The sequence below is a fragment of the Sulfidibacter corallicola genome (assembly GCF_017498545.1).
Lineage (GTDB): Bacteria > Acidobacteriota > Holophagae > Acanthopleuribacterales > Acanthopleuribacteraceae > Sulfidibacter > Sulfidibacter corallicola.
This window is the reverse complement of sequence record NZ_CP071793.1, coordinates 1,676,533-1,693,918: the sequence shown is the minus strand read 5'-3', so window position 1 is coordinate 1,693,918 and position 17,386 is coordinate 1,676,533. Positions and strand designations below refer to the sequence as shown.

2 protein-coding genes are annotated in these 17,386 nt (G+C 65.8%); one reads left to right on the top strand and one right to left on the bottom strand.

All coding sequences use genetic code 11. The features are described 5' to 3' along the window. Positions 1-37: 37 nt before the first annotated feature. Positions 38-3,247 carry a tubulin-like doman-containing protein gene (locus J3U87_RS04880; protein WP_237381910.1) on the top strand — a complete coding sequence of 1,070 codons (3,210 nt, stop codon included), beginning with the start codon at positions 38-40 and terminating at the stop codon, positions 3,245-3,247. A gap of 816 nt (positions 3,248-4,063) precedes the next feature. Here J3U87_RS04880 and J3U87_RS04875 read toward each other — a convergent pair. Further along, positions 4,064-17,245: an Ig-like domain-containing protein gene (locus J3U87_RS04875; protein ID WP_237381909.1), complete on the bottom strand. Its 13,182-nt coding sequence runs from the start codon at positions 17,243-17,245 to the stop codon at positions 4,064-4,066. Between the last annotated feature and the right edge of the window lie 141 nt (positions 17,246-17,386).

Below are 17,386 nucleotides of genomic sequence, written 5' to 3'. Positions count from 1 at the left end.
TTCCCCACCGCGAAACATCTGCTTTGGAGGGCCCCTAATGAGAGGACGACTACTCCTGGATCAAAAATTGGTACATCGCCAAAAAAGAACCAGGGCCCTTGCCCTGTTTTTCGGGCTCCCGCCGGCCGTCGCGGCCATGCTCGCCATTCCGGGTGTGGTGACGGGGAGTCTTCCGGAAGTCACGGCATCGGTACCGCTTTGGCTCTGGACGACGCTGGCAGCGGCCTGGCTGGCCAGTCTGCTGCCCTGGCAGTGGAGCGCCTATCGCATGTATGTGGCGTCACGGGCACCGGCGCGCGTACCCGAACCCGGCGAGCCTCCACCACTCACGCCACCGCCCGATCTCCTGCCGCATTTCGAGCCGGAATCGTTCATTCGTCCCACCGCGCCCACGCTGGTCGTCGGATTGGGCGGAACCGGGCGCTGGGTCCTCACCTTTCTCAAGAAAGCGATCATCGAGACCAACTTCGGCAAGGTACCGAACACCCTGCGCTTCTTGCTGCTGGATACCTGCGACCAGGAAATTCGGGGAGATCGGGCCATGGAGGTCCGCGTCGGCGGCGTGGCCTTGACCTCGGACGAATGTGTGATCCTTCATCGAGAATCGGAGTTGGGGACCGCGTATCTCGACGCGCTGCGCGGCAAGGGCGGGTTTTTGCACGAGGGCATCGCGCGTTGGTGGCCGCGCGAATTGTTCACGACCCTCGCCGATCAGGAACTGCTCATCTCCAAGGGTACCGGCCAACGACGCCCGTTGGGTCGGCTCGCGCTCTTTCTGGACCTGGAAAAAGGAACCGAAGAGAGTCGCATCTGGCATTCTCTCACCCAGGCCCTGACGGCCGTGCACCAGGCCGAACGCGGAAAGGCGCCGAAGGTTTTTTGCGTGGCTTCCGACTGCGGCGGTACCGGCAGCGCCATGCTCGCCGATCTGGGCCACTTGACCAAGCGCGTGGCCCGCGACCTGGGCATGCCGGGTTTGACCAATCACGCCCTTCTGGCAACCGCGACCGGATTCCAGTCTCAGTCCGACAACCTGAGCCTGACCCGAGCCAACAGCTTCGCCACCTTGCGCGAACTCGACCGATTCCTCCTGAACGAGGGCATCGACCATCGCGAACGCTATGCTTCGGATCCTAACTCACCCTTGAACGGACCCTGGGAAACCACGATCTGGGACCATGTCACGCTGTTCGACAGTGATCGCGAGCGCTTTCCCGTGCACCAACTACCTCCGGAGCGGGCACTTTACCCGACCATGGCCGATGTGCTCCACAGCTTCCTCTACACGCAACCGGGCGGCGCCTTCGATCATCATTGGCAACAGCAACGCATGTCGCACCAAATCCAAAGAGAGGCCGGCGGTCACGGAGTGATCTCCGCCATGGGCAGTTTCACCGTTCGGCTACCCATCTACCAATACTGGACCCTCTTCCGATTTCGCTTCGCACGCCAATTCCTCGCCTTTTATTTTCAGGTGGAGTCCAAACCCGGTGGGGGTTGGGGATTCGTGAAACCGAGCGCATCGGACATGCAGGAAATCCGCGACCAGTTGGACACCTTTCTCGCCGCGGAAGGACCCAACGGATCCATTCAAGAAATCATGCAGGCCGTCAACAGAACCGACCCTCTTCTGCTGTTTGCGATCCTCGAAGCCGATCGCGCCCACAAGCGGCCCCAAGATTTTTTACAAAGCCACAGGCTCAACTTTCAATGGTCACTCTCGCGCAACGTAATGCACTGGCTCAACAACACCCGAGGCGCGGTGGAATCGGGCACTGCGGCTCCCAGATTCCGCGATACGGTCCTTCTCTTGGAAGCCTTGGCGTCATCGCTGGACAGGCTGCGGGACCTTTGCCTGCAAAGCCAGCCCGACCTGCAGCAAATCAAATTTCGAGATCTCGGCGCCGACTTGATCGAAGAATTTCAACGCATCGTGCAGGCCATCCGCGTGCAACTGGCGCGTTATGTGGAGCCGATCGTCGGTCCCCCCGAAAAGACCGAGGACGCGCGACGCACGCCCTTGATCACCGTGCTCGCCGAACGGGAAGAGGCCTTGAAAAAGCAACGCGCGGCGGACCTGGACATCGCGGTCCGCGAGTACCTTTACTCGGACGCACTCGAGGAGCGCCTTTACCAGGCGTACTTGGGCGATCGAGGTTGCTACGGAAACCTCCACCGCTTGGTGTGGCATCTTTCCGCGGAAGATAGACAGCCCCTGGTCAAACTGACGTGGGTGACGGACCGGCACCACACGCTGAGCCCCAGCCCCGAGCGGGTCGAGGAACACGTGGAGGCGCTCACGCGGTTGGCGGATATCCTGACGCGGGACATGTGCCACACGGACATCACCCCATACCTCGCCGCGCGCCAGCCGTCACCGCAACACCTGGCTCGAGAGTTGTTCCGGAAGGCCTACCCCATGGTGCGTTTCGATCGCAACCTGGCCCCTCGCCACGGTTTCCACATGCATCTCAACCTGAACGAGAGCGACTTCTGCACCGGACTTCAGGAAGCGTTGGAGCCCGAGTTCGCCAAGAAGCAGCACCTTTGTCGGTGTACCTTTCGCGATCCACACGTGTTTTCGGCGATTACCTCGATCGACGCGCTGCCTTTGCCGTCCCTGAAGCCCTACCAGCGGTTACAGAAGGATTATTACAACCTTCCGGCCCATGTGCGCCTTGGCCTACACGTGTTCCGACCCGAGCGTCGCGCCCTCGTCTTGGAGCAGCGACTCATCGAATCCGTCGATGCACTCAGGCCGCTGGGGCCGGCCTTCACCGGGTACCTGGAGGCCGAAAGCCGCGTGGCCCTTTTCGCCAGAGCCCTGCTGTACGGATTCATCGAGCACGGGTGGGTCGGCGCGCCAAGGGACATTTCTCTGGTGATCGCGCCCGCGGTCGCCGCCGATGCGCATGCCGGCCCCGAAGACCAATGGAGCCAGGTCTATCCGCTCTGGCGAAAGTGCGACGTTCAGACCCCTCCGAGAACGCCCCTGTTCGGCGCATTCGACCAATTCGTACGCGGCCGCGACCTGGAGAACCTGCCGCTTCCCCTCGATGACTTGGAAGAAGCCACGAACGAGGCCGCCTCGAAGGAAAGCCTACCGTTCGAAGCCTTGGTTCGATCGCTGAAGGCCCAGGCGGAGTTGGCGGATAAAGACGCGAACCTGTGGGATCTCCTCGCCTATGTGCGATCGATCGCCCTCTTCGAGCAAGAGGCCACGCCCCATACCCCGGAACCGTCCTGAGCCGGGCGGGCCTCGACCACCGTCGCACTCGCGCCGGTACCCCTGGCCTACCCTGAGTTGGCGTTCCCGATCCCGCCGAGGTCCTGGCCCCCGGGACCTGAAGCGGAAAATTCTGGCCCAGCGGGCGCGAAACCTATCCTGGCACGCAGGAAGGCCAATCCTGTCGCAAACAATTTTTCCGCGAACACATGTAGAAATATTCTTTCGGACTCGTCATATCAGGGTCTCAAGGATCTTGGTGGTTGATGGTGCTGAGAACTCCGGCTACTCGGTCTTCCCAACGAGCAGACTTCACTTCGCTGGAGCCACCCATTTACCAAGCTGATTCTGACAATTTTCCGATCTATAGTTGTCAATGAGCACGCCTGCAGGAGATTTCAAAAAAACTCATGCTCATTCTTATGATTGTATCATCGCTTTCAAAAATGGCATTTCTTCAAGAAGATAATCGACCTCATCACTAATGTAGTGGATGCCTCTCAACGTTTCCGGAGTGAGATTAGATTCGCATATTTCATGAACTACCCAATTAACGATAGTGATTTTAGCCCACTGAAAAGAAGTATGACAATGAGGGCAGTCCCAAGTCTCTAGGAGATTAATTGTTGATCCGCTTGGATTTTGTATTTTGTAGTATCCACTATCCTCAAATGGGTTCAGGTGTTCTAATTGATCTCTGATCCGAAATATTTGGAGATTGGGTGATTTTCGAATTTTTATTTGCATGTTGGTAGTTTCATCTCTTGTTACTACTCCACAGCTAGAACACCTAAGTGGGCCGGCAAAATAATCGAACATCCCCATTTTCGTACCTCATTAAAAAACCGACGGAATCACGGTAATTGTGCGATTGTTTATGGTGACATTGAATCCCTTAGGGAAGGCAGAAGTGATTGAACGACCAAGTTTGGCGGGATTGTTTCCAGTAAGCAAGTAGAGTTTGTTTATGATTTTTTTATCAGCAGACATAAAGACCTTCGAGGTGCCTTTAGCAAAAAATGCATCGGCAACGATCAGACGGTCATTAAAGCCTTTCTTCTGACCTAAGTTCACATTCTCTAAGACCTTTAATAAATCCTGGTACTCTCTAGAGTTCCTAGAGACTGAAATCGGGAATCCTTGATTTATATACCCACCTTCTCTGAATGCGGTTTCTGAAACGCGAAGATCCCACCTTCCACTCAGGGCCATATCATCAAGATGCCTTAAAGCAGCCTGCTCGCCAGTTTGAAGTGTTTGTCCTGTCGCCTCGTATTTTTGTAAGGCTGAAACGATATTGTTGTCGATCATGATCGATTCGTCCGTTAGGTTAGTAATTTTCAAGTTACGATTCGAGCCAAGCCGAAATCCTCGCCATGCTGCGGAACCTTCCCCAGCGAATCCAGCGCCCATCGAATGACCAAGTGTATGGCCAGTTTGAACCCCCGCAGTCATCTTCAAGGCATCGATCACGTCTGGGGTGTAGCTTGTGCCTTTTCCTAGATCGGTAAAAAAGGCAACAGGTAGTGTTGTACCGGCAGCCATGGAAAAGGAACCTAGGTGAGCGGCGGCAATCCCAATAGTTGCTTCAGCGGGCAACCCAACAATCATTGCACCGATTGCAAACGGAGCCACGGCTGCAGCACCGGTAAATAGCATAGCATCGCGCTTAAAATGTTTCATCGGATCGGGTAAGATCTCGACGCCTCCCCCGTACCCATGCATTTGCTCAAGGATTTGGTATTGCAGGAACTCGGTTCGCACCCAAAACGCATCGGTGTCAGTACCGACAAATTTCATATTGCCGATGGGTTGACCCTGTCCTTTCATGGCCATTTCCCATTCCAATCTAGAGATCAAGGCGATTTGGGGCGAACCGTTCAGGGTGTACAAGATTCCCATCCAACCGAATCCATTGGAGTCTTGACCTAGGAATACGACGCGTCGACCATCCGGGTCCCAGAACAGGATCGGATTTCCAGCGGCGTAGGCGTAGGGCTCCTTGACCGTGGTGGGGTCGTAGAGGTTCGGCTCGCGAAAGTCGGGGTTGAGGAAATGGCCCAGCTTTGCGTCGTAGTAGCGGTGGTGCATCTGCGTCAGGCCGGTTTCCCAGTCGACCAGGTGGCCGCCCAGGCCCAGTGGGGCGCTGGCGAAGACGCTGTCCGGTACCACACCCGCCTGTGCTCCCAGCGATGGGCTTTGGACCCGCTCGCCCCAAGGCGTCAACGGGCCGAGGTACACCGTCCCGCTGGCCACGTGCTTGTACGCGTAGGGCGTGCCCAGGTGGTCGGTCGCGATGTAGTAGTCGTGGCCACCACCCGTGAGATCTTTCAGGAAGGCCGGGCCCAGCGGGCCCTGGCCGATGGCGTGCGTCCACGCGATGCGCGGCGTCTCCGCCGTGCCACGCTGCTGGCCGATCGCGATCACCCGCGAGCCGTGCCATGCGAACACCAACGGCACGTCGCTCGCCGGCGTCGCCGCCCGGATCCGGCGGTTCTGGTGGTCGTAGGCGTACGCACCCAAAACTTGGCCGTCCTCGCGGATCTCGGTCAGGCGCCGAAAGCCGTCCCACGCGAACTCCCGCACACGGCCGTCGCGGGTGTCGATCCGCATCAGGTTGCCCAGGACCGGATCGTAGGCATAGACATCGACCCCGCCCATGCCCGCCACGCTGCCCACCCGGCGGTGGTCGGCCGTGGCGTCGTGGGTGAAGACATCGTCGCGCACCACCGTGCCGTTCAACACCCGGGTCAGGCCGCCCAGAAGCTGGTTCCGCACCTCGCCGTAGCTCTCGGTCACGGTGGCCGTTCCCTGGCCGCCCGTGTGCGTGATCTGGATCGACTGGAGCTGCTGCGCCTCGGTGTACGCGGGCTCCCAGGTCTCTTCGAGGCCCGGCGCCTTGCGCGTCACCTTGCTGATCTTCTTGTCCGGTGGGCCCGCCTCGCCCGCTTCACTGCACAGGCCCTCGCGGGGGACATCCTCCCAGTTGAGGTCGAGTAGGAAGACTCCGCCATCACCCGTGATCGTGTCGAGCTGGCCCTTTTCGTCCTGGCTCAAATCGAAGGTGGTGCCGTCGCCCCAGGCGATCCGGGTCGGCATGCCGTTGACCCACTCGGTGAAGGTCGCCTCCATGCCCATCGCGCGGATCTGGGTCTGGTTGCCGCCCGCGTCGTAGACCATCTGGAAGCTCGGCCCTTGGGCGATGTCGATCAGGGTGACCTGGCCGTCCTCGTAGCCGTACGACTGGGTCACGCCATTGGGGTCGGTGTAGCGCTGCATCCGGTTGGGATCGGCCAGTCCCTCCTGTTGGCGCAGGTCCGCCAGGTCGGGGTAGGTCCAGCTTCCCCAGGCGACGCCATCGCGCGTCAGGCTCGTCAGGCGGCCGTCGGCGTCGTACCCATAGACGTAGACTTCCTCGCTGCCCGGCTCGCCCGCTGTGATCTGTTCCAACCGACCCTGGCCGTATTGGTAACGCCGCAGCAGGACCCCGCCGATCGTTACCCGAGTCGTTCGGCCCAGGCCGTCGTAGCCGTATTCCTTGGTGGCCAGGCCCGGGTAGGTCACCTGTGACAGCCGGCCCTCGGGGTCGATGTCGGCCGTGACCCCGCCCGGCAGGTTGACGGTCGCGCTGTCGCCGCTGCCAAAGACCTGCAGCGGTTGGCCGTTGCCCACCGTCATGCTCGCCACCGCGCCCCAGCGGTTGTAGCTGTACTCGGTCAGCGGCTGGTTGCCCCGCTTGAGCCCCACCAGGTCGCCGTGGGCGTTGTAGTTCATCTGGGTCGGCAGTCCGCCCTTGCGGGTCAGGGTCGCGCAGCTCGGCCGGCCGCCCGGATGGTATTGGACCTCGATCCGCGCCACGTCGCCGATCTCGATGGTCTGCGCCTGACCCAACGGGCTCCAGTTGCTGAAGTTCAGGTCGTGGCGGCCGCCCGTGATCGACGCCAGCCCCTGGCTCTCCGCGCTGTAGGCGAAGTCGTAGACCCGGTCGGGCGTGCGGACCTCGTCGACCCGGCCCAGCGCGTCGCGCACCCACTCGCGCGTAGTCACGCCGTTGTCGCGAAACGCCCGCGGCTGGCCGAAGCCATTCAGCTCTAGCTCACGCTCGGCGCCGTCGGGTAGCGTCGCCCGGACCCGGCGGCCGAAACGCTCGGGATCGACTTGGGTGCGGTTGCTCTCGAAGTCGTCGACCGTTCGGACCTCGCCGGTCTCGGCGTCGCGCCGGACCCGCATGGTCTTGCCGTTGCGGGTGACGTCGACCCCGGCCGACGCGTTGGCGATGTGCCGCGTGACCTCGGTGGTCGCGCCCAGCCAGGAGGTGGCGCGTTCGGTCAGCAGCGACATGCCCGCCTGGCCCTCCCGTTCGCGGCTGAACAGGGTCAGGGTCTCGTTGCCGGAACGGTTGGGCTCGGTGGTGGTCACCGCGCGCAGGGTGTCCTGCCAGTCGTCGTAGCTGCGCTGGGTGCCGAGGCCGCGGGTGTCGGTCGTGCCCGTGGGCCGCCAGCGCCCGTCGTAGCCGTCGACCGACCAGTCCAGCCCGTGGGCGTTGGTCCCGCCCGTGACGCGGTTGTAGCGGTCGTATGTAAAGGCCACGGAGGTGGCCGCCTGGGCCCGTTTCGCCTGGCCGCCGCCCAGCGTCGAGGCGACCGTCATCTGGGTCGGCATGCCCGCGCTGTTGAACGCGTCGGCGGTCACCTCGATCGGGCCCGAGCCGGCCTTGACCACGGCGCCGCGTCCGTTGACCTCGGCCGTGGTGGTCACCGTGTGGCCCTCGCTCTTCTCCTCGGTCACCACGCGCAGCCGTCGCGGGCTGCCGGCAACCGTGGTGGCAGTCTCGGTTTCGCGCGCCTTGTCGACGCCGCTGCCGGACACCGTGGTGGTTACCGTCTGCCCCGCCGGGTCGGACCAGCGCGTCACGGTCGTGACGTCCTTGAACCCGTCCGCCACGGTGATCTTGCCCTTTTCGTAGGTGATCACGAGGGCGGGCTCGGCGCCGTCTTCGCCCTCGTCGGCCTTGGCCGGGTCCTCGGGGAGTTTCTCGACGCGGGTGGCCCGCCCGAAGACGTCGTAGGCGGTGCGCACCCTGCCGACATCGGCCATCTGGGTTTCCACGACGCGGCCGAGCGCATCGGTCACCAGGTGCTCCGCGTAGGATTCCCCCTCGGCTTGGACCGTCATCCCCTGGACGACCGGACCTTCCCCGCCCTGCACGACGTTGTAGGCGGTCGTGAGGCTGGTGCCCCCCTGGCCGGTGACGATCCGCGTCGGCAGCGACGTGGTCCCGAAGTAGGTGTAGGTCTCGGTCTGGTCGGTTTGGGTGTCGGTAGTGCGCGCCAACCGGCCCAACGCGTCATAGGTATAGGCCTGGTTGCGGGGGTCCGGCGCGGTTCGCCGCTGGGCCGTGACCCGGCCCCAGATGTCGTAGTCGGTCTCGGTGGTGACCTCGGTGCTTTGGTCGACGACCGCCACCCGCGGCCCCTGCCCCGCAACGACCTCGTAGTCGAGATTCAGCGTGCGGCCCAGTGTGACGTCGGTCGCGGTGTCGAGCCGGCCCAAGCCGTCGTAGGTGAACCGGTTCGTGACGTCGAGGTGGGTTTCCTCGGTCACGTCGCCGAACGGGTTGAGCCGGCGCTCGGTCATGGCCTTGCCGGTGCCGGGCAGGTTCAGGGTCCGCACGCTGAAGGCGTCCGCGTCCAGGTCCTTGTCGCTGGGGCGGTAGTGGACCGAAGCGGTCCCGCCCTGGATTCGGCCCACGAGGTCCTCGGTGAGGATGGGCACGCCGCTGGTGCTGAAGAAGGTGGTGTGGGTCGCGCTGGTGCCGCCCTCGCCCGAGGCGTTGGCGTCGGAGACCCGCAGGAACGCCTGCGTCACGTCGTAGCGCAGGGTGCCGCCCACGGGGTCGGTCGTGGTGGCGGGCGTCTCGATCCACCAGGGCGCGGCCTGGTAGGTCCAGCGCTGGCTGGCGCCGTGGATCAGGTGGGCGGTCAGGCGGCCCAAGCCGTCGTAGTCGAAGGTCTGGTCGCCGAAGCCGTCGCCCGTCAGCAGCCACTGGTGGATGGGCAGGATCGAGCCACCCATCGCCACGGCCGTGCCGCCCTGATCGGGATCGAAGCGGAACCCGTCCAGCTTGCGCCGTTCCCAGGTTCGCGAGAAGGTGTGGGTCGCGTCGACCCCTGCGAAGGTGTAACCCGAGGACAGCCGCGTCCCGCCCACCGTGGCGAAGGTCCGCCTCAGCTCCGGCACCTCACCGCAGCCGGGCAGGGCCACCGACACGACGCGGCCGCTCGTCCCGTCGCGGGTGACGTCGAGGCTCTGGAGGCAGTAGCCGTCGCCCAGGTGCGATGCGGCCAGGCTGTTCTCCGGGTACCGGGATTCGAAGACCACGTCGTCGTCGCCTGCGTGCAGCGCCTCGACCTTGACCAACCGCCGCAGTTTGAGCTGGCCCACTTCGGCCACCGGCTCGCTCCAGGTCAAAGTGTAGCCGCGCGGTGTCCCCCCACCGCTGGTTTGGTTCAGTTCCACCCGGGCCAGGTAGCCGTCGTCCGTGTAGGCGTAGGTGCCCCGGATGCTGCGGGTCTGCATCGTCTGGGTCTCGATCACGGTCCCGACCGGGTTCCTCTTCCAGGTCCGGTCGACGGTGCGCCGGCCGCCGCGGTCGTTGGGTGCGTCCCACAGCTCGGTGGGGAAGCGGGCCGCGTCCTCCGCCGCCATCCGGTTCTTCCAGGGGTAGTCGACCCGTTCGGTCAACCGGACCTCGCCGTAGAGCGCGCCCGGTGCCTGCATCGAGCCCGGGAAACGCATCAGCGGGAACCGCAGGCGGTCGGTTTCGTCGCTCGCGCGGGTCTTCTCGTTGATTTGGCCCAGCAGGTCGCGGTACTCGGGCCAACGCAGTTTGCTGCGGAGCTTGTAGACGACGTTGCCGCGGTGGATCAGGTGCCAAGGGCCGCGGTCCGGGAAACGACGCACCTGGCTGAGGGCGTCGTTGCGCACGCCGACCTGGTCCCCGTCCTCGGCGAGGCCGGCCTGGATCTGGAACTGGCCCGGTTGCTCGAAGATCAGCCGCTGGTGGACCTTTGCCCCCGTGAAGTCGCGGGCGATGGAGCCTTCGGATTTGGTGGCCGTACCGCCTTCACCCGGCTCCGGGGCGGCGCCGTCGACCGCGGCCACGTCCTGCGGCCGCCACCAGACCGGCATGGCCTGGTAGAGCCGCGCGCCGTCCAGCATGCCGACCCCGTACGGCCCGCTGCCGAAGGCGTAGTCGCGGTGGAAACTGCGGCGCCAGCTCAGGTCGAGCCGGGCATCGCGGGTGCTCACGGCGAGGTCGGTCTGGTGCAGTTCGGGCGAGCCGGTCAGCAGGTCGAGGCCGCCGTGGAAGCGGAGGTCGTCCACGTAGCGGGTCGGCACGCTGTGCCAGGCCACCAGAAACGGCAGGGTCCGCTGCATCACGGTGGTGCCCTGGCGGGTGAGGGTCAAGGCCACCTCGCCCTTCAGGAACCCGTGCTCGCGCAGGGCCTTGGCCTGGTTCTGGATTTCGACGTTCAGCTTCCGGGTGTCGAAGCCCACCAGCGTGCGGGCCTTCGCGTCCTTGACCTCGTGGACCACCTCGGCCGCGCCGGACTCGCCTTCGAGGCGGTAGACCAGCTTCAGGCTCTCCTGGGCGAAGACCTCGACCTCGAAGGTCCCCATCTCTACCGTGAAGGCCAACTCGGTCTGGGCCTCGCCCGTTCCGCCAGCCGGCACTTCGCCCTCGACGTCCAGGTCGGTGGCGTAGAGCACACCGTAGGGCTGGTGGGTCAGCATGCCCTGCGGGTCGCGGATCCGGCCGCTCGTGTCGTGCCGCGCCGTGCCGGCCTGCCAGCGGGCCAGGTCGTAGGTCAGCCAGCCGAAGGTCCGGTAGGGGTTGTTCGCCAGCGGCAGGCGGCGCAGGCGCTCGTCCGACAGGCTCCAGTAGAGCGCGCCGTCGTGCATGAACAACTGGCGCCCCACCGGGGCTTGGTCCGCGTCACCGTCGATCCAGGTCAGGAACATCTCCTCCGCGAACGCCTGGTCGAGGGTCCATTGGCTGACACCTTGCGCCCAACCGCGGGCGTAGAGCGCGCGCAGGTCCAGCACGCCGACGCCCACCTCTTCGTTGCCGATTCGGGTCCGCACCGCCACCAGGCCGTGGGCGCGGTCGGCGGCCAGGCCCAGGAACCCGCCAGGCAGGTGCAGGGTGAAGCGCGGCGGAGTTGCCTGCTCGAGGTCGGTCTTCTCGGGGACTTCATATATATAGAGGGAACCGTCCTGGTCGAGGCCGCGCTCGCCGAAGATCGCGATGTCGCGGGTCAGCGTCTCGCCCAGGGCGGATTGGGTCGGGAAGGCCTCGACCACGGCGCAGCGCAGGCGGGAGACGCCGAAGCGGCCCGGCTCGCCTGGCCCGATCTGGGTGCCGGCGCGGTGGGGCCAGACGGTTTTGGCCAGGGCGCGGCGGTCGTAGGGCGGATGGTCGGGTGGCAGCAGGTCGGATGCCTGGGGCACGATCGCGTTCAGGCCCGGGTAGCCGAAGGCGGCCGCGGCGAAGGCCGGGACCAGCCCGTCCTCGGTCTGGTGGAGGAAAGGCGCGAGGCGGACCACCCCGCGCGGGTTGGCGTAGTGGCCCACCGGCTTGGTTTGCTGCCAGGCATGGAAGTGGCGGCCGCCGCCCAGGCTGTCCTGAAGCGTGGCGGGGTCGACGTTGGCGAGCCGTTCCAGGTACTGGCGCACGTCGTGGACCGTGGCCGTACCGACCGGGCCGGCCTCGGTCAGGTCGAAGTCACCAAGGATCAGGTAGGGCCCGATCGCGGCGAACCCGCCCTGGGTCCCCGTGGTCGGCACGCGGAAGTGGCCCTTTTCCTCGAAGGTGGCCCCGTCGTAGTGCAGGAACATCAGGACGTAACTGTGCTGGGCGAACGAGTAGTACTGCACGACCAGTAGGGTTCCGGCGGGCAGGGCCCGCAGCCGCTCGCGGTTGTCGCGCTCGATGGCGAAGACCTCGGCGCCGGGCGCCGCGGCCAGCGCTTCCTTGGTGATCAGGACCAGGTTGGGGGCCAGCATGCCCGGGGCCCGAATCGCCTCGCGGTACTCGGTGAGCAGGCGCGGCTCGGCGTGGCGGGTGTCGGTGTCGTAGACGCGCAACTTGAAGCCGGAGGCGATGCCGTCCGGGTTCGTGATCCCGTCCAGGCCTACCAGCAGGTTGCGTAGCCCGGCATAGGCGCGCAGGTCGCCCGCCTCCGGCACCACCGTCTGGGGCCTGCTGGTCTGGATCCGGAACTGGATGCGGTAGTGATCCTTGGCTGGCTCGGTGCCCGAGGCCGTGGTGTCCGCCGGCTGCAGCAGGGTCCGGTTCTCCTGGTCGCGGACGCCGCGCACGTCGAACGTGTAGCGCGTGTCGAGCTTGAGCGCTTCGGTCGGCTGGACGGTGAGCAGGCGGACCTCGGTCGCGGCTTCGACCGGCAGGCCGTTGGCGTCGGAGAAGGCCAGCGTGACCGGGTCGCCGCCGTCGGGGGTCAGGGTCACGGTGGCCGGGCCCACGTTGCGGACCGGCTCGCTGAATTCGAGGTAGAGCGGGTCGGCGATCAGGACGTCGGTGCCCTTGTCCTGGGGCGTGCTGGCGAGCACCGCCGGCGCGACGTTGGGGATGCCCGCCGCCTGGTCGGGTCGAACCAGCCAGACCCGTTTGTAGACGTCCTGGCTCTGGTCGAAACCGTCCACCACGGTCAGGGCGACGTCGAGCTTGCGCTCGGTGCCGTAGGCGGTGGCGGGCAGCAGGACGGTGATCGCGTCGTGGCGGGTGTCGCGGGTGACCGTCTCGTTCCAGTCGACCTCGGGGATCTTGGCCACGGCGTGTTTCAGGGGCTGATCGGCCTTGATGGTCACCTGGATCTGGGGGGTTTTGCCTTCGGTTTGGCCGGGATCGAGCAGCAGCTTGCCGGTCTGCCGAAAGGTCTCGGTCAGGCCGGCGTGGACCACGGGCTCGTCGCCGTCCAGGGTCACGACCCGCCAATCGAGTTCCAGCTCGGCGTCGCTGCCGGCGCCGCCTTGCTTGGGCCAGCGCAGCCAGGCCGTGGCTCGGTAGGCGCGGGAACCGGCCAGCAAGTATGAGGCACTGGAAGGGCGCAGTTCGAGCAAGGTGAGCCGGTGGGTGACCGGGTCCATGGCCAGGATGGTGGGCTGGCCGGGGTCGGGCTCGGCGAGGAAGTCGCCGTCGGCCAGCGGGCCGGTGAGGCCGAGCGGCTTGAAGAAGGCGTTCTCGCCGTCGCCGAAGCGTTGGTAGAAGTAGATGTTTTGGCACGGGTAGTAGGGGGTTCCCGCGCGGGTGTAGCGGTCCGGGTTGAACCAGGACGGCGGCGGCTCGACCCACATCAGGTTGCCGTAGTCGTCCGCCACGATGTCGCGGACATCCTGGCGCAGGCTCTGGCCGAAGATGAAGCTGGTGCTGTCGGTGTGGAACAGGCCGTAGAGGCGGGCATAGGCCTGGCCCAGCGAGGCGGCGATGCGGCCGCCGAACCGCTTGGTGCGGGTCCGCTTGGTGGCGCTGCCGAGCTGGCCGTCGCGGACGGCGACGGCATCGGCCAGCGTGGCGAAGGTGTGGGGCGTCAGGGTCTCCGGCTCGAGCGGGTTGGCCGGGAACGGGACTTCGGGCTGCAGCGCCACGAACGCGAGCATGGTGGTCCCGATGGTGGCGGGGTCGAGGTCGAGCTGGAATCGGCCGGCAAGGCGAGGCACGGGGCCGCCGTCGAGCGGCGTGATGCGCAGCCCGCCGTAGAAGGTGCCGAAGGGGTCGTCGCCGTGACGCGGGACCTTGGCCAGTTCGGCGCGGACCTCGGCCTCGTCCGCCAGGGCGAAGCGGACCTCGCGGCCGACGCCGTCCAGCACCCGCTCGACGTGGAGGGTGGTGCCGTCGCCGAGGTCGAGCACGAAGGGTTGGCCGCCCAGGATGACCTGACCGGGACCCGTGCGGATGCTGTCCAGCTCGATCGAGGCGGTTTGGCCGTCGGGCCGGGTGACGGCCACCTGGATCCGGTCGCCGATGTCGCCCGCGATGCCCCGCTGGTAGTCGCCGCCCAGCATGGTGTCGGTCACCGTGGCGGCGGTGTGGCGGTTGATCAGGCGGATCTGGCTGCGAGCCGGGTAGGCGTCGGCCGGCGCGTGGACGACGAGGTCGTCCCCGCTGGCGGTGAGGTAGAACTTCTTGAGGTCGAGGGTGCCGACGGCACTGCGGTCGGCGGTCCGGTAGCTGAACGACGCAGCCGAAACCAGCGGGTGGCCGTGTTGGCTGAGCAGACCGGTGCCAACCGTGACGGTGTATTCGGTGTCGTCGGAGAGCGGGGCCTGGGGGTTGAGGGTCAGGGTGCGGTAGTCGGCCTCGCGCTGGATGCGGAGCGGGACGGTGGTGCCGCCGCTCTGGAGCGTGATCGCCTGGGTCCAGTCGTCGACGCTGCCGCCGAGGGCGTGGGAGAAAGTCAGGCTGGGGATCTCGTGGCGGCTGACGTGGACTTGATTGGCGGCGGGCTGGTGCTCGACAAGGCGGAAGTCGGGCGCCTGGAGCGCGAGGTCGAGGCCGTCGCGCAGGTCGTCGGCCGAGGTGTCGGCCAGGTGGAGCTGGGCGCTGCGGGTGGTGGCGGGGTCGTAGGCGTCCACATTCTGGGGATGGTTCCAGCGGACGACGGCGAAGCGGAACCCACCGTCGGCGACGCTGGTCGCCCGCCAGGGGTGGACTTCGGTCTGGAGGGTGACCTCGGCAACAGGGCTCGCGGCAAAGGTGACCTGACCGCGCAGTTCCGTGATCGAAAACGGCAGGGCAACCAAAGCATAGGCGCCGGTAGTGGTGACGTCGACGTCTTCAGGCGCGGCCTGCCAAGCACCATCGACGAAGCGCAGCCGGCCGGCGTAGACCCAGGTCGCCGCGTCCTGGCGGCGCAGCAGAACCAGCGCTTCACGGGCGCCGTGCTGGAAGCGAATGCTCGGCGAGGCGTCCAGCTCGCGGCCGACGGTGAGCGTGAACGAGGTGAGACGCTCGGCCCCGGCGGGTGTTGGGACGTCAGAGATATCGGCGAGCCGGGTGCGGACGGCGCGGGGATAGACGGGCTGAGGTCCGAAATCGAGCTGGAGTGGACCGAGGTCGTGCACCGCGTCGTAACGAAAGCCACCGAGTGGCGGTGACCCACCTTCCAGGTAGAACTTAATCGAGGCGGCGCGGGTGTGCCCGCGGGTGATCTCACCGCGGGCCTCGATGGGCAGGCGGCCCACCAGCTTGGCGCGGCCGTCGAGGTTTTCGCCGTAGTAGTAGCAGGTCACGTCGAGCAGGTAGTCGGGGAACAGGTGCTGGCCGTCAAAATAGGTGTGGTGCTCGCGGGCGCGGAGGCGGGCGAAGGCGCCAGAAGGATGATGACCGTGGGCGAGGAAACGGAGTAGAGTGCGTGGCGTGTCCAGGAGTGAAACCATTCGAGGAAACGCGACCGCGTCAGCGGTATCTGCGCGCGCAATCCACGCGTGGTTTTGGCGGATCAGGAAACTGCCGACGGCAGGGGTTTCGGTAACGAAGCGAGTATCACGAAGTACGGCGGCGTAGACCCCGTTCCCGGCGGTGGGCCAGGTGGCGTCGATGCGGGTCCCGCCGGCGGTCAGCCGCTCGGAGACGCGCCAGCCGTCGCCGTCCTGGCGCAGGAGCAGGACTTCGGTAGCCGGCGGAAGCTCGCGCGGCGGCCGGCGGAGCTGGGCCTGGAGCGGGCCGCTCCCGGTGGCGTCGGCCAGTTCGAAGGCGCGCAACGGAGCGTAGCCAAGCGGGAGCAGGGCGGGCAGGGCCTGGGTGCGGAGCGGGGTGACGCGGGCGGTGCCGCTGAAGCCGGAGACGAACTGGAGCCGCAGGAAGGGATCGTCGAAGACCTGGGCAGTGGAGTGGGGCGGGCCGCGGCGGGTGAGGCGCAGGTCGAAGAGCCGGGCGCCGCCGGCGGGCGGGACGTCCAGGGTCCGGGTGATGGGGACGTAGGTGGGGTCGATGACGCGGGCGGTGATGGGCGAACCGGCCAGGTAGGCGACGTAGTGGCCGGCGGGGTCGGTGACGGCGGTGGTTGCGGCCGCGGGGCTGGCGAGCTGGACGGTGACGCCGGCCAGCGGGCGGCTGGTCTCGCTGTCGAGGACCAGGCCGTGCACGAAGTTGGGGTGGGCCACGGGCAGGTCGCGCTCGAGCTGGGCCTGGTTGCCGTAGGCGTCGCGGACCTCGATGCGGAGCTGGTGGCCGGCGCGGCTGCCGTCGTCCTGAAAGGTTTGCTGCAGGGTGCTACCGTCGCTGGCTTCGCGAACCAGGTCGGCGTTCAGGTAGACCCGAACCGAGACGATCTCGCTAGCGGGCTCGAAGGACACGGCGATGTCGAAACTGCCGCGGGCATCGACGGAACCGGGCGCGGTGAGGTCGATCGTGGGCGGCTCGGTCTTGTGGTGCACGGTCAGCGACTGCTTGGCGGTGTTGCCGGCGGCGTCGGTGAGGGTGTAGTGGAAGGTGTTGGCGCCGGGCTGGAGGGGGACGTCGCGGTCGTAGAAACGGCCGCCGAGAACGGTGACGGGCTGGCCGTCGCGGGTGAGGCTGACCGGTTTCGACAGGGCGTCGTCGGCCTCGCCGATGATGTGGAGGCTGGTCCGGTTGGTAGGCAGGTCGGGCAGCGGGTCGGAGATGGCGAGAACCGGTGCGACGGTGTCGCGGAAAAGGTCGCGTTTGAGGCGGGCTTCGGGCAGACCGTCCACGGCGGCGATGAGGAAAAAGGTGTTGAGGCCTTCGGTGAGGGTGACGTCGTAGCTGAAGCGGCCATTGCCGTCGAGGGCGAGGACGGCACCGTCGAGCGAAAGGCTGGCCTCGACGGGGGTGACAGTGCCGGAAAGGGTGGCGGTGGCCGCGGCGCGGAAGCGGGGAGTGTCGTCGAGCGCGATGGTGATGGTTTCCTGCGCGAAGGCGGCCCAGGCGGGGCCGAGGAGCAGCAGGAGACCCGGAATCAATCGCTTGGCAAACATGGAGCAGACCTCACAGAAGCATCTTATCGGAACGAAATAGAGCTGCGCGAAGGGAAGTCTTGCAGAAAGCATCAAAAAGCCCGGACGGGGATTGAAAAAGCTGCCATGAAAGAAGGGGGAAAACATGATTTTACGGGAACA

Coding starts and splice junctions, on each gene's coding strand:
- J3U87_RS04880 (WP_237381910.1), top strand. CDS start 38: ATGAGAGGACGACTACTCCTGGATCAAAAATTGGTACATCGCCAAAAA.
- J3U87_RS04875 (WP_237381909.1), bottom strand. CDS start 17,245: ATGTTTGCCAAGCGATTGATTCCGGGTCTCCTGCTGCTCCTCGGCCCC.